Annotated in this window: 12 protein-coding genes and 2 tRNA genes; 9 read left to right on the top strand and 5 right to left on the bottom strand. The window is 43.6% G+C overall.

Going from position 1 to position 13273, the window contains the following annotated elements; genetic code table 11:
- Window positions 1-263: 263 nt before the first annotated feature.
- Window positions 264-1169, top strand: coding sequence for a DUF4349 domain-containing protein (locus PHI74_07790; protein MDD5485910.1), 906 nt, complete (start codon window positions 264-266; stop codon window positions 1167-1169).
- 74 nt (window positions 1170-1243) lie between these two features.
- Here the strand turns inward: PHI74_07790 and PHI74_07785 are convergent, their stop codons facing one another.
- From PHI74_07785 to PHI74_07775, 3 genes are read right to left on the bottom strand one after another with little or no spacing between them, the layout of a single operon-like run.
- Complete coding sequence (locus PHI74_07785; GenBank protein MDD5485909.1) at window positions 1244-2272, bottom strand: isocitrate/isopropylmalate dehydrogenase family protein; 1029 nt, start codon at window positions 2270-2272, stop codon at window positions 1244-1246.
- Window positions 2273-2276: 4 nt separating this feature from the next.
- Complete coding sequence (locus PHI74_07780) at window positions 2277-2786, bottom strand: 3-isopropylmalate dehydratase (protein MDD5485908.1); 510 nt, start codon at window positions 2784-2786, stop codon at window positions 2277-2279.
- Entirely contained in the window at window positions 2783-4042 is a 1260-nt protein-coding gene (locus PHI74_07775) for a 3-isopropylmalate dehydratase large subunit (protein ID MDD5485907.1), read from the bottom strand. The genes PHI74_07780 and PHI74_07775 overlap by 4 nt, the downstream gene beginning before the upstream one ends.
- A 79-nt stretch (window positions 4043-4121) precedes the next feature.
- On the opposite strand from PHI74_07775, the gene PHI74_07770 reads away from it, so the two are divergent.
- Window positions 4122-4883, top strand: coding sequence for a diadenylate cyclase (locus PHI74_07770; GenBank protein MDD5485906.1), 762 nt, complete (start codon window positions 4122-4124; stop codon window positions 4881-4883).
- A 377-nt stretch (window positions 4884-5260) separates the two neighbouring features.
- Here the strand turns inward: PHI74_07770 and PHI74_07765 are convergent, their stop codons facing one another.
- Window positions 5261-5797 carry a tetratricopeptide repeat protein gene (locus tag PHI74_07765; GenBank protein ID MDD5485905.1) on the bottom strand — a complete coding sequence of 179 codons (537 nt, stop codon included), beginning with the start codon at window positions 5795-5797 and terminating at the stop codon, window positions 5261-5263.
- Window positions 5798-6118: 321 nt separating this feature from the next.
- Window positions 6119-6346 carry a hypothetical protein gene (locus tag PHI74_07760; protein MDD5485904.1) on the bottom strand — a complete coding sequence of 76 codons (228 nt, stop codon included), beginning with the start codon at window positions 6344-6346 and terminating at the stop codon, window positions 6119-6121.
- Between PHI74_07760 and PHI74_07755 the strand changes: the two genes are divergently transcribed.
- From PHI74_07755 to PHI74_07725, 7 genes are all read left to right on the top strand, one after another.
- Window positions 6345-6584 carry a hypothetical protein gene (locus PHI74_07755; GenBank protein MDD5485903.1) on the top strand — a complete coding sequence of 80 codons (240 nt, stop codon included), beginning with the start codon at window positions 6345-6347 and terminating at the stop codon, window positions 6582-6584. The genes PHI74_07760 and PHI74_07755 overlap by 2 nt on opposite strands.
- A gap of 277 nt (window positions 6585-6861) precedes the next feature.
- Complete coding sequence (locus PHI74_07750; protein MDD5485902.1) at window positions 6862-9051, top strand: elongation factor EF-2; 2190 nt, start codon at window positions 6862-6864, stop codon at window positions 9049-9051.
- A gap of 53 nt (window positions 9052-9104) precedes the next feature.
- Window positions 9105-10367, top strand: a complete 1263-nt coding sequence (gene tuf, locus PHI74_07745) for a translation elongation factor EF-1 subunit alpha (protein MDD5485901.1) — start codon at window positions 9105-9107, stop codon at window positions 10365-10367.
- Window positions 10368-10369: 2 nt separating this feature from the next.
- Window positions 10370-10681 (top strand): 30S ribosomal protein S10, encoded by a 312-nt coding sequence (gene rpsJ, locus PHI74_07740; GenBank protein ID MDD5485900.1) that lies wholly within the window; start codon window positions 10370-10372, stop codon window positions 10679-10681.
- Window positions 10682-10686: 5 nt separating this feature from the next.
- Complete coding sequence (gene fbp, locus PHI74_07735) at window positions 10687-11808, top strand: fructose-1,6-bisphosphate aldolase/phosphatase (GenBank protein ID MDD5485899.1); 1122 nt, start codon at window positions 10687-10689, stop codon at window positions 11806-11808.
- 329 nt (window positions 11809-12137) lie between these two features.
- Window positions 12138-12211: transfer RNA gene (locus PHI74_07730), tRNA-Arg, on the top strand.
- A gap of 143 nt (window positions 12212-12354) precedes the next feature.
- Window positions 12355-12439, top strand: a tRNA-Ser gene (locus PHI74_07725).
- Window positions 12440-13273: the final 834 nt, after the last annotated feature.

Genomic DNA, 13273 nt, shown 5'->3' with positions numbered 1-13273 from the left:
TACCTATTCGTAGACACTTACATCCATCCCCTGTTGTCGGTCTTCTGCTATCACTCAGGGGATACTTACTTTTTATAAGAGTTTGCATTAAGCTAGAGTTGAGAGGAAAGGTTTTCTACAGAGCCGATTATTTATTATTCCTAATCTTTTAATACTTTTTTAATTGCTGAATCTAACCATAACTTCAACTTGATTCATAGTTCAGTTATCGGAAATCTTATAAGTGCGACAAAACAAATAAGCAAGATTTGCAGGTAATAAAGATGAAGAAATATACCAAAATAGCGGTTGTCGTTCTGCTCTGCATATTATCAGCTTCCGCAGGCTGTATGAGTTCTCCCTTATCTGATTCCGTGAAACTAACGGGTACAGAAGGTGGCAATGGGCTCTCAGCACCAATGCCTGCACCGATGACTCCTACAATGATTAAACCGGCAGATACAGCTATTTCTGTAGGAGGGGGAACAGCAGACTATCAGTATACTGATACGGATACAGAGCAGAAGATAATTCAAAAAGCCTCCTTGAGCATTGAGGTAGAGAATTTCCAAGCAAGCTCTAACGCACTTATTCTGATAGTAGAAAGGTCAGGTGGTTTTGTTTCTAACTCCTATTCTTATGTCACAGGTACTGGGCTCAGGAGGGGGGATTTTACGCTCAGAGTGCCAGCTGATGAGTTTCTTTCTGTCATCTCAGAAATAGAGCAGATTGGCGATGTAAAGTCAAAACAAACCTCAGGAGAAGATGTTACAGAGGAATATATCGATTTGAGGGCGAGAATTAACAATTCAGAGCGACAGGAGCAGAGACTATTAGAAATACTTGACATGGCCAATACTACGCAGGAAGTTCTTGAAGTTGAGAGAGAAATATGGCGTGTGAGAAGTGAAATCGAACAGCTTACCGGTCGGCTAAACTATCTTGAGAACCGCATTGAGCTTGCGACGATTTCCGTTTCATTGTACGAGCAAGAGCCCATAACGCACAGCTGGGGGATAAGGGACGCTTTTCGCGCTGCCTTCGAAGCCTTCGTATCGACGATAAGGGGGCTTATAATCCTCATCGGATATGTAGTGCCAATATTGATCTTGGTTGCCCTAGGCTGGCTCATCAAATCGAAGTTGATGCCAAAATTGCGGAAGAGAAAAGAAGGCAAAGTTAAGGAATGATACGATAAAAAAATGAGGAATTGATGCGATAGGGCAATTCATCTTGGGCTGATAAGAGGAAGGCTCGACTAAAATCATCCCAAAATCTCTTCTGTAGTTTTTGCGATTGCACTTGCCATTTCGCTGAGTCTCGCATTTCCTCCTATATCGTACGTGGTCAACTTTCCTTCTGAAATCACCTTTTCGGTGGCTTGAAAGATGGCTTGGGCTTTCTCCTTTTCACCTAAATACTCGAGCATCCACGCACCTGCAAGTATGGTTGCCGTTGGATTTACCTTGTCTTTTCCGGCATACTTGGGGGCAGAGCCGTGCGCAGGCTCAAACATAGCATATTTATCGCCAAAGTTTGCAGAATAGACCAGACCGATACTTCCTATCAGGGCGGCGCACTCCTCACTTATTATGTCCATGAACAAGTTAGTCGATAGTAAAATCTTTTGATCGAATATTTGAGGGTTTTTGATGAGCTGTTGGGCCATGTTATCAACGTGATACTCCCATATTTCTATATCCGGGTAGTCCTTTCCGACCTTTTGAACCTCGTCCAAGAAAACTCCACAGGTCAGCTTTAGGATGTTGCTTTTGTGGATGGCCACCACAGTTCCTAAACCTCTACGCCTTGCCTCTTCGAATGCATATTTGGCAATCCTGTTACATGCGGATCTGGTTATCTTCCGAAATGCGATATATGTGTCCTCATCTTTTTGAATCTCAGACCCACAGTACAAGCCTTCTGTCCCCTCCCTGACACAGATAAAGTTAACATCGCCGCATGGCTTTGGAGTATTTGAAAAAGTCTTTATTGGACGGACGTTTGCATATAGGTTAAATTTCTGTCTTATCGAGACAGCTACGCTTTTGAGTGTGCCTATCCCTCCGGGAGTGGTGGTGGGTCCTTTGAAACATGCATCAGATTCCTCTAAAATCCTCCAGGTTTCATCAGGAATTAATGAATTTCCATCATTTTTTTTCCACCAATCAACGCCTGCATCGCACAAAATCAGCTCCAAGTCGTGATCTGTAGCATCTAAAACTTGGATTGCCCCATCGACCAATTCTGGTCCGACCCCATCTCCCTTTATCACTGCTACTTTTTTGGTCATGGGTTCACTCCTGCTCGGAAAATCTTGCATTCAGGTAGGGCATCAGCCCACCAGCATCCACCAAATCCTGCATGAATTTCGGGATCGGCTGAAATTTATATTCCTCAGACTTCGTAATATTTCGGATAACTCCCCTATCGAAGTCCACCTCAAGCTCATCCCCTCGGCGCACTTTAGACACCATGCCTCTACATTCGATTAGAGGCAAGCCAATATTAAAGCCATTCCTGTAGAATATTCTTGCAAAAGATTTGGCGATAATGCATGGGACGTGACATGCTTTTATGACTAAAGGTGCCTGCTCGCGTGATGAACCGCATCCAAAATTGCTGTCAGCGACGATTATCGGATTCTTGATTTTTTTTGCATCTTCATAGAAGGTGGGGTCAATCGACTCAAATGTATGTGATGCCATTTTTTTTGTGTCAAGCTCGTCATACTTATACTTTCCAGCTATGATCTCGTCGGTATTCGTGTCCTTCGGAAAAACCCGTATTACTTGTCCTTTTATCATCCCTTATATGCTCTCCTTGGGTCTGTTATTTTTCCTGTTATGGCGCTAGCGGCAGCCGTGGCAGGACTACATAGGTAGATCTCAGATTTATCATTTCCCATTCGACCTTTGAAGTTTCTATTTTGGGTTGATAAAGCCACTTCTCCATCCCCCAGGGCAACGGTCCTCCCAATACAGAAGCCACACCCCGGAGCCCCGATGGCAGCTCCTGACCGCAAAAAAGTCTCTATGATGCCTTCACGAATGGCCTGAATTAGGATGCTCCTGCTGGCAGGATATATCACCAATCTCGTATCTTTTGCGACCTCTTTTCCTTTCAGTATCTCAGCAGCTATGCGAAGGTCTTCCATGCGACCATTGGTGCAAGAGCCGATGCAAACTTGGTCAATTTCCATCCCTTCAAATTCGGCCACCGAAGCAACTTTGTCCACTCTGTGAGAATGGGCTATCATCGGCTCTAAGCAAGACGCCTCTATGGTGATTTCTTCCTTGTAGGTTGCATCCCTGTCTGGGCTCAAAGCCCTGTATTCACTGCCCCTTCCATGTGATTCCAAAAAGCTCTTGACCTTTTCGTCCGCTATGCACAACCCCGTCTTGCCTCCAGCTTCTATAGCCATGTTGCACATCGTCATTCTGGACTCTATGCTCATTCTGTCAACGGTATCCCCTAAAAACTCCATAGACATGTAAGTCGCTCCTTCCGCTGTTATCTCTCCAATTATGTGTAAAATCACGTCTTTGGAGTACACGCGCTCTTTTAACTCTCCTACCACTTTGATCTTGAACGATTCCGGGACCTTGAGCCACGTCTTTCCATAGGCCATGATTGCCCCTACGTCTGTAGAGCCCATTCCAGTGGAGAAGGCGCCAAGAGCGCCATGGGTGCATGTATGGCTGTCGCCTCCGATGATGATCTTCCAGGGGGCTGCAAATTTTTCCACAACTATCTGATGGCAAATGCCATCCCCATTCTCGAAGAAATGGATTTTATTCTTCTTAGCGAATTCTCGCATGAGAGCGTGCACATTGGAGATCTTTTCGCTTGGGGATGGAGATGCGTGATCACATATTCCCATGACTTTGTTTGGATCAAAAACATCCCTCTTTTCCAGAATCTCCATTTGCTGAATGGCAAGTGGCATTGTTCCGTCATGAGCGAACACTAAATCTACTGGTGTGACAATTATTTCACCGGCCACGATGTCAGTATTAGTTTTAGCTGAAAGTATTTTCTCAGCCATCGTTTGGTTGCTCATAGAATCATAGGTGATACACTTATTATATAGAAGTTTTTATCTTGGCTTAGGTAAATAGACAAAACAAAGGGACACGAATATGGGTACAAAGGTACAAATTTATAAGGCTGCAGTTAAGATGGCCGAGGAGATACATGCCGCAGCGATCATCGTTACCGGTGATATGCAAGAGAGATTAGAGACGAAAATTCCGATTCTAGTTGCAATGCAAGAATGGCAAGGTGATTTGACTAGAACCTATAAACTGAGAGACGCCGTCTTAAGTGCGTATGTTGATGGCAAACTCAAGATGAACGACATCGTGGTTGGGATACTTGGCAATATAGTCATCGCATATGATCTGCGCGAAGAGCCGGTAATCCTCAGTTTGAATAAAAGCGCTGACAGGGTCGCGCCGAAAGTGACTCAAGCCATTTTAGATATAGCCCTGGAACTTGGATACGAAGGTAGGGAAGGCAAGTGTGTGGGAACTGCTTTTACCATAGGGGACACAGATGAAGTTCTCAAGAGGTCACACCAGCTCATCCTCAATCCCTATGAGGGACATGGCGCTGAGGAGAGAGATGTAACAAATCGGGATAATTGGGAAACGATAAAGGACTTCGCACAATTGGATGGGATGTTCATCGTTGATGAGAGCGGAAAAATCTTGGCTGCTGGCAGATATCTTGATGTGAATGCTAACGGTATAAAAATACAAAAAGGATTGGGTGGACGGCATATAGCGGCAGCAGCCATAACCAGAGATACAAATGCTATTGCCATCACTGTTTCACAAAGCGGCGGAACAGTTCGGACCTATAAAGACGGACTACAAATAGCTGAGATAGAACCGCACTAGGTAAAAATGAGTTTCAACGGCTCTGTGTTTGTCCCTGGCTCAGCCTAGTTCTGATAAAGCTATTTCTGATAAAATTTGGAGTTCATTATTTGTTATATTTATTATATTATACCAGCACTTTTGAACTCGAAACTATACTATATGCGCCAATTCGATGCACTCTACTCTAATCTAGTCGCTGAAATCCCTTTTATGGCCTCCTATACTCATCATCTATGGACACTTTTCGGTAATCGATTCACCATTTTAGGGCAGGTATGATAAATTTAGGGGGGAGATTCTGCATTTATTGTATGTCGGATTTTATTTTTTGATTGAAAGTCGTATTTTCCAATATTTTATTTTCCAAGATTTTTTTAGAGATATACTTTTTTATATCATCTTATGGGCCTTGCCTTGGATGCCTTAGCATATCTTGGATTTATCTCTATAGCCTTGTCAAAGCATTCTACCGCTTCATCATTTTTTTCGAGATTTTCCAGTGCAATGCCTTTGTTATACCAGGCATCAGCATGGTTTGGATTTATCTCTATTGCCTTATCAAAGCATTCTATTGCTTCATTATGTCTTTCAAGACGTCCAAGTCCTATGCCTTTATGAGACCATGCATCAGCATACTTGGGATCTATCTCTATTGCCTTGTTAAAACATTCGATTGCTTCATCATATTTTCCAAGAACTCCCAGTGCAACTCCTTTTTTAGACCAAGCATCAGCATGGTTTGGATCTAGTTGAATAATACGATCAAACATTTTTTCAGCTTCATCGTGAACTCCATGTTCCCCCAACCAAGCGCCTATGACAAGCAAATCTTCTACATCGCTGACTTCAGTTAGTTCCAAAGCTTCATCTAATTTTCGTTCCTTAAGAAGCTTATTGATCTTCTCAATCCTATTTGTTTCATTTTCAGACATTTTTATTCCTCGTATGCTCTATCAAGTGAAATGTCGAATAATTCATTCATTATCATACACAATTTAGCATATATAAAATAAACGAAATTCGCGTTTTGTTCAATGTTGGAATTTTGATTTGAAACTTTGCCCATTACCTTTAGTCTCATTATACCATCTGTTTGTCTCTTTTCTCTTCTCCAATTATTCTTTTATATATTATTGTTTATCGCCCTCAACATCCTAAATAATACGCGTTGTCACAGTGTTGTATGCCTTCAACAAGAAGAGTCAGATAAAAAATGCTGAATAACGAAATAGCTATTTCTCACATATTTTTGTCTACCTTTTTTGATTTAGGCGTAGATAAAATATCACGGCAAAAGCGTGACTGATCAAGGCAAATCCGATCCAAGACATCGTTTTTGATATATCCAAGCCCACAAGGCATATTAGGATTACCCCGATAACTCCTGTCGCTATCTCGTATGGGATGCGATTTATATGGGTAGGATTAACTTTTTCCACTAATGCACCATAAGCTTTCAATTCTTTTGAATGTCTAGCCATGTGCGCTAACCAAAACTGGTTAAGGTTATTGGATGCAGCCAAGAGGCCCATCACAAACAGCATCATTGATGGATTCAGCCAAAAGGCAAACATCGCGCATAACACAAGATTTAGAGATATCCAACGTTTCCATCCAGCTCTTTTAGCGATTGGATTTAACCCTCACTCCAAGGTTGGAGTTAAATATCATGTGCTCAGCAGGTCTAAAGTTCGCCCAGTTACAGCGATGTCAAGGTGATTAAGTACTGCCAAGGTGACAAATTCAAGACAGTTACAATCAATGATTTATCAAATGCGACATTTTTCGACCTCAACACATTTTTTACTTCAATTCAGACTACGTCCAAGATTCACGCATAATATTCTTTATTGCTTGGGGGTGGATAGCATCCTAATAAAATCAAATATTTCAATAAATACAAAATGATAAAATTTCCATGACAACATCCTTATATATTATGACATAAAGCTAGGTAAGACCTTTTATAGTTTATAGGCAAATATGGGGGTATTGCATGACCAGAAGAGAAAAGATCGTCGAGCGAGCGAAAAAGCTTATGGGCAAGCCGGAAAAAATCAGAGACATTGGCATTGTCGCTCATATTGATCATGGTAAGACTACCCTGACTGATAGCTTGTTAGCTGGAGCTGGCATCATCTCTCAGGAGCTGGCAGGAACGCAGCTTTTTATGGATTATTATGAATTAGAGCAAGAAAGGGGCATAACGATCAACGCAGCGAACGTCTCAATGGTACACGATTTCAAGGGCGAAGAGTATCTCATCAACCTGATCGATACGCCGGGTCACGTAGATTTTGGTGGTGACGTCACCAGAGCAATGAGGGCAGTAGATGGAGCGATAGTAGTCGTAGATGCAGTGGAAGGTATTATGCCGCAGACCGAAACTGTACTACGTCAGGCATTAAGGGAGAATGTAAAGCCCGTACTGTTCGTAAACAAGGTTGATCGTCTCATCAATGAGTTGAAAGTCGATAAAAAAGAAATGCAACTCCGCCTGAGCAAAATAATCGATGATGTGAATAAGCTCATCAAGAGCATGAACAAAGAAAAATATGAGCAAGGTTGGAGAGTAGATACCTCGGAAGGAAGTGTTGCATTCGGTTCCGCTTTATACAAATGGGCGATTAGTGTGCACTCTATGAAAGAAAACGGCATTGGTTTTAAAGAGGTTTATGACCATTGTCAAAGCGGTGATATAAAATCGTTGGCAGAGAAATGCCCTCTGCATCAAATACTTCTTGATATGGTAATACCGCTCCTTCCCAATCCTTTGGGGGCACAAAAAGACCGAGTATCGGCTATATGGCATGGGGACCGACAAAGTATCGTAGGCGAAGCGATGGAAAACTGTGACCCCAATGGCCCCATTGCATTGATGGTAACCGACATCATGATGGACCCTCATGCCGGGGAGGTGGCAACTGGGCGACTCTTTAGTGGTACATTGCGAAGAGGGCAAGAGCTGCGTGTTTCAGGTATGCCCAACTTAAGCAGGGTACAGCAGGTTGGCATATTCATCGGTCCTGACCGATTAGATGTGGAAGAAGTCCCGGCTGGAAACATCGTTGCCATAACTGGCATTAAGGATGCCATAGTTGGTTCAACCATTTCTTCCGTAGAGATGGCTCCTTTTGAGTCTATCAAATACGTTAGCGAGCCCGTGGTGACGGTTGCAGTTGAAGCCGAGCATACGAAAGATCTGCCTAAACTCATAGAAGTGCTAAGGCAACTTTCAAAAGAGGACCCCACGCTCAAGGTAGAAATCAATGAGGAGACCGGCGAGCATTTGATATCTGGTATGGGTGAATTGCATCTGGAGATAGTCGCCTATAGAATTCAGCACGATCATAAAGTCCCTATCACGACATCACCTCCGATAGTGGTCTATCGAGAGAGCATACAAGGCAGAGCAGGACCCGTGGAGGGCAAATCTCCCAATAGGCACAACAGATTTTATATCTCGGTTGAGCCGTTGCCAAAGGAGGTCATCCAGTTGATCAAATCCGATGCGGTGTCAATGAAGATGAAAGAACTTGAGCGAAGACAAATGTTAATGGATGCGGGAATGGACAAAGAGGAAGCCAAGAGTATCGCAGGAATTTATGGTTCAAATGTATTTCTCGATATGACCAAGGGAATCCAGTATCTTAGAGAGACCATGGAACTGATCCTGGAGGGGTTTGAAGATGTGATGCGAAACGGTCCTTTGGCCAGGGAGCCATGCCAAGGTGTAAAGGCTAAGTTGATGGATGTAAAGCTACATGAAGATGCAGTGCACAGAGGTCCTGCACAGGTCATTCCCGCGGCAAGACAGGCGATTCAAGCAGCCGTATTGATGGCCAACCCCACCATCCTTGAGCCAATTCTAGATGTATACGTCCAAGTTCCAGCAGACTACATGGGTAGCGCATCCAGAGAGATTCAAGGACGTCGAGGGCAGATTTTAGAGGTCAATTCTGAGGGAGATATTGTCATTATTAGAGGTAAAGCACCTGTAGCAGAGCTTTTTGGGTTTGCAGGAAGTATCCGATCCGCCACCGAGGGGCGGGCCCTGTGGAGTACAGAATATGCAGGATTTGAATCCCTCCCATCGAATCTTCAGGTGGATGTTATAAGGCAAATAAGGCAAAGAAAAGGTTTAAAATTAGAGATGCCTAAGCCAAGTGATTATATTGATCAGTAAGCAAAAAGATTTAAAGTCAAAAAGCCCTACAAGGGTGTTGAGGAGGATAAAGTATGACGAAACCACATCTAAATTTGGCAATGATCGGTCACGTTGATCATGGAAAGTCAACTATGGTGGGAAGGCTCTTGTCCGAAACAGGAGCTATTCCCGCACACATGATCGAGCAATACAGAAAAGAGGCAGAAGCCAAGGGAAAAGCCACGTTCGAGTATGCATGGGTCATGGATACCTTAAAAGAGGAGAAAGACCGTGGTTTGACAATCGACGTCGCTCATCGGCGATTTGACACTTCTAAGTACTATTTCACCGTAGTGGACTGTCCTGGTCATAGGGACTTCGTAAAGAACATGATCACCGGAACTTCTCAGGCAGATGCCACTGTGTTAGTGGTTAGCGCAATCGAGGGAATCCAGCCACAGACGAAAGAGCATGTATTTCTCGCGAGAACGCTGGGAATCAATCAAATGATCGTTGCTATAAACAAGTTAGATGCTGCAAACTACTCTGAAAAAAAATACAATGAGGTCAAGTCAGATGTCAGCAATCTCTTGAAGACGGTAGGATTCAAGCCAGAGCAGGTCCAGTATATTGCGGTGTCGGCCTACGCAGGTGACAACGTCTCCAAGAAGAGCGAAAACACAAAATGGTATGATGGACCAACGTTCCTAGAGGCGCTTGATAATCTGAAGGAGCCAGAGAAGCCTGTTGCCCTTCCCTTGAGAGTGCCTGTCCAAGATGTGTACACAATATCGGGCGTGGGCACCGTACCAGTCGGCAGGGTGGAAACTGGTAAAATGAAGAAGGGGGATAAGATCATCTTCCAGCCAGCTGACGTTTCTGGAGAGGTAAAATCGATTGAGATGCACCATGAGGAGATTCCAGAAGCCTTACCAGGTGATAATATTGGTTGGAACGTGCGTGGGATAGGCAAAGGAGATATACGGAGAGGCGATGTTTGTGGGCATCCGGATAATCCCCCCACAGTAGCGGATGAGTTTACTGCGCAAATCATCGTTTTACAGCATCCGTCTGCGATTACAGTTGGTTACACGCCGGTGTTTCACTGCCACACAGCCCAAGTCGCATGCACCATTACTGAGATACAAAAGAAGCTTGATCCAAAGACGGGCGCAGTCCTAGAGACGAATCCAGACTTCATAAAGGCTGGTGATGCAGCGATACTCCAGGTCAAGCCAACTCGACCATTGGTTGTAGAAAATGTCAAGAAAATCCCTCAGCTAGGGAGATTCGCGATCAGGGACATGGGGCAGACCATCGCAGCAGGTATGGTCATAGACATCAAACCAAGATAAACATGGATCAGAGAGCAAGGATCAGGTTATCAGGGATCAATCCAGTCGAACTGGATGCTATCTGTGATAAGATCAAGCAGATCGCTGAGAAAACGGGCGTGAGCCGGGCAGGTCCAGTTCCACTGCCTACCAAAAGGCTCATAGTGCCGTGTCGAAAGTCTCCGGATGGTGAAGGGACGGCAACGTGGGATCGCTGGGAAATGAGGGTACATAAGAGACTAATGGACATAGATGCGGATGAGCGCGCTTTGAGACAACTGATGAGGATACAAGTCCCCAAAGATGTAAGCATCGAGATCGTTCTGGAGAGTTAGATATCATGACTGAAAAAATTACCCTATCTGTAATCAAGGCGGATGTAGGAAGTTATCCCGGGCATGCAAAGGTCCATCCTGCACTGCTATCCCAAGCCGATGAGAAGCTGAAAAAAGCGAAGGAAGAGGGTTTAATTCTGGATGAGTTTGTCACACACTGTGGAGATGACCTTGAGCTTATAATGACGCACAGAAGGGGCGCTGACGACTCTAAAATCCATGGGTTGGCATGGGCAACCTTCCAAGACTGTGCCTCCATAGCCAGAAAAATGAAGCTCTACGGAGCAGGGCAGGATATTCTCTCCGAGGCCTTCTCAGGCAATGTGAAAGGACTCGGCCCTGGCGTTGCGGAGATGGAGTTTATTGAAAGGGAATCGGACCCGGTTATCATCTTCATGGCTGACAAGACCGAGCCTGGTGCTTGGAATCCTCCTCTGTATAAAATATTTGTCGATCCATACAATACTGCGGGTCTGGTCATCGATCCCGGTTTGCATGATGGATTCATCTTTGAGGTTCACGATGTCATCAAGGAGAGAAAGATCGAGTTCAATACTCCAGAGGATGTCTATGATATGCTTGCTTACATCGGCCAGCCCAGTAGGTATGTGATCAAGTCGGTACGCAGGAAAGACGGGCTGATCGCAGCTGTCGCATCTACGCAGAGGCTCAGTCTCATTGCTGGCAAGTATGTGGGAAAAGATGATCCTGTTTGCATAGTAAGGGCACAGCATGGTTTACCAGCGGTGGGAGAGGTTCTGGAGCCTTTTGCATCTCCGCATATAGTTGCAGGGTGGATGCGTGGCAGCCATCGTGGTCCTTTGATGCCGGTATCTGTGCAGCAAGCACATCCGACTAGGTTTGATGGTCCCCCAAGGGTTATAGCTTTAGGATTTCAGATCGCAGAAGGCAGGTTAATAGGCCCTGTGGACATGTTTGATGATCCGGGATTTGATCTTGCGAGGAAGAAAGCGCTTGATATAGCGGATATCATGAGGGCACAGGGTCCGTTTGAGCCCCATCGTTTATCTGCAGAGGAAATGGAGTACACTACACTTCCAAAGGTTGAAGAAAAGCTAGAGAAACGATGGAAAAATCAATCTAGCACACGAATCCGAGATCGATAACTTAAGTAACCGATTGTTGCCCGCATCCTATATTACATATGTATAAGTAAGTGTCAGTCCAGTACATCTTTTTTCTTTTCTTTAGCTTTGGATCACTGGGCTAAGGCTAGGGTGCTATTTCTCTTTGTGTAGCGTCTGGTATGAGATGGGTTTAATGGCGGAGTAAAAGTTGAAAGAAAAATTTAAACTAGGCTTTTAGCTCTAGAAAATTAATTTAATGGAAGATATATATGATATTTATGCACATTCCAATAGATTTTTTGATACCATGAGTTGACTAAAAAAGACCTCATGGATGCAGATTAATACGATAGATTTGTATAAAAAAAGGGCTCGTAGTATAGTCTGGAAAGCACAGGGGCCTCCGGAGCCCCTAGCCCGGGTTCAAATCCCGGCGGGCCCAATGACAATCTTAATAGGTGCTTATGGTATGATGGATATGATATAATATGATATGTGTAAATATGATATGTGTATATGTATTGCCCTTGGAGCACAAGAAACTTTATCATCACTGCTCTCAAGTTTTGAGGAGACGTCTCTAATGCCGAGGTAGCCAAGTGGTCTAAGGCGTCGGTCTTGAGAACCGATGTTCCGTCGGAACGCAGGGGTTCAAATCCCTTCCTCGGCGTATGGAATAAGAGCCGCTCTGGACATATACAGAGATAAACATGAGATCATCTGTAAAAAGATGCAAACTGAAAGGGAACTAAATGGGAGAGGCAATATAAAAAATCATAGAATGTCTCGAATTCTCTGTCTTCCTCTGCTATTTCTCGTAATTTGTTTATATGGCTTTTCTTAAGCTCTTTATAAGCTCAACATTACGCTCCAATCGTTTTTAATCTCTTTTTGCCGTCATTTAATGGCTATTTATTACCCCCTCTAAACACCCATGACTTGTTATCTATTCTATTCTATTTTAGATTAGAAATCGGAATAATGTGGAAGGATTTTGATCTCTTGTTATGTTATAGTTAGTTATATTCCCCTTATACCCCTCTTCCATATCATCTCTCGTAAGAACTTCTTGAGGTTTGCCTGTCGAACACATCTCACTTTAGTTGAGTTAATAAGTATAGGTCTATCCTAATATCGATTTGCCAAATTATGGTCATGAGAGACCCAACCGCTATCAACCTGTTCTTTATTTATAGCCAACCTTTTAATCAACTCTAAAACTTCTAATTGGTGGTTTATATCCAAATGTAATGTTGGCTCATCTAACAAGGTTCCTGTGTTAATGCCCCTGCAATGATTATGCTCTGTTTTTCATCCCACTAACTCATCTATCGGCCTATCAGCTAAATGCTGAGTATTGTGTGTATCAAACGGCAAAATCATTCGTAACCGAAAGTCATTTATATGGAGTAGTAAATATCTTCATATCGTCAAATAGTAATCTTGTCGCCAAACGGCAATATTGTCGGCAAATGGCAGCTATTTGCATATCAGAGAAGCTGAA

It is taken from the genome of Methanocellales archaeon (assembly GCA_028715985.1).
Lineage (GTDB): Archaea > Halobacteriota > UBA148 > UBA148 > UBA148 > UBA148.
The sequence above is the reverse complement of the archived record's forward strand: the minus strand, read 5'-3'. Positions and strand labels throughout refer to the sequence as shown.

What these genes read in the sequence shown, in the direction of transcription:
- PHI74_07790 (MDD5485910.1), top strand. Translation starts at nt 264, where the DNA reads ATGAAGAAATATACCAAAATAGCGGTTGTCGTTCTGCTCTGCATATTA.
- PHI74_07785 (MDD5485909.1), bottom strand. Translation starts at nt 2,272, where the DNA reads ATGACCAAAAAAGTAGCAGTGATAAAGGGAGATGGGGTCGGACCAGAA.
- PHI74_07780 (MDD5485908.1), bottom strand. Translation starts at nt 2,786, where the DNA reads ATGATAAAAGGACAAGTAATACGGGTTTTTCCGAAGGACACGAATACC.
- PHI74_07775 (MDD5485907.1), bottom strand. Translation starts at nt 4,042, where the DNA reads ATGAGCAACCAAACGATGGCTGAGAAAATACTTTCAGCTAAAACTAAT.
- PHI74_07770 (MDD5485906.1), top strand. Translation starts at nt 4,122, where the DNA reads ATGGGTACAAAGGTACAAATTTATAAGGCTGCAGTTAAGATGGCCGAG.
- PHI74_07765 (MDD5485905.1), bottom strand. Translation starts at nt 5,797, where the DNA reads ATGTCTGAAAATGAAACAAATAGGATTGAGAAGATCAATAAGCTTCTT.
- PHI74_07755 (MDD5485903.1), top strand. Translation starts at nt 6,345, where the DNA reads ATGTGCGCTAACCAAAACTGGTTAAGGTTATTGGATGCAGCCAAGAGG.
- PHI74_07760 (MDD5485904.1), bottom strand. Translation starts at nt 6,346, where the DNA reads ATGGCTAGACATTCAAAAGAATTGAAAGCTTATGGTGCATTAGTGGAA.
- PHI74_07750 (MDD5485902.1), top strand. Translation starts at nt 6,862, where the DNA reads ATGACCAGAAGAGAAAAGATCGTCGAGCGAGCGAAAAAGCTTATGGGC.
- tuf (MDD5485901.1), top strand. Translation starts at nt 9,105, where the DNA reads ATGACGAAACCACATCTAAATTTGGCAATGATCGGTCACGTTGATCAT.
- rpsJ (MDD5485900.1), top strand. Translation starts at nt 10,370, where the DNA reads ATGGATCAGAGAGCAAGGATCAGGTTATCAGGGATCAATCCAGTCGAA.
- fbp (MDD5485899.1), top strand. Translation starts at nt 10,687, where the DNA reads ATGACTGAAAAAATTACCCTATCTGTAATCAAGGCGGATGTAGGAAGT.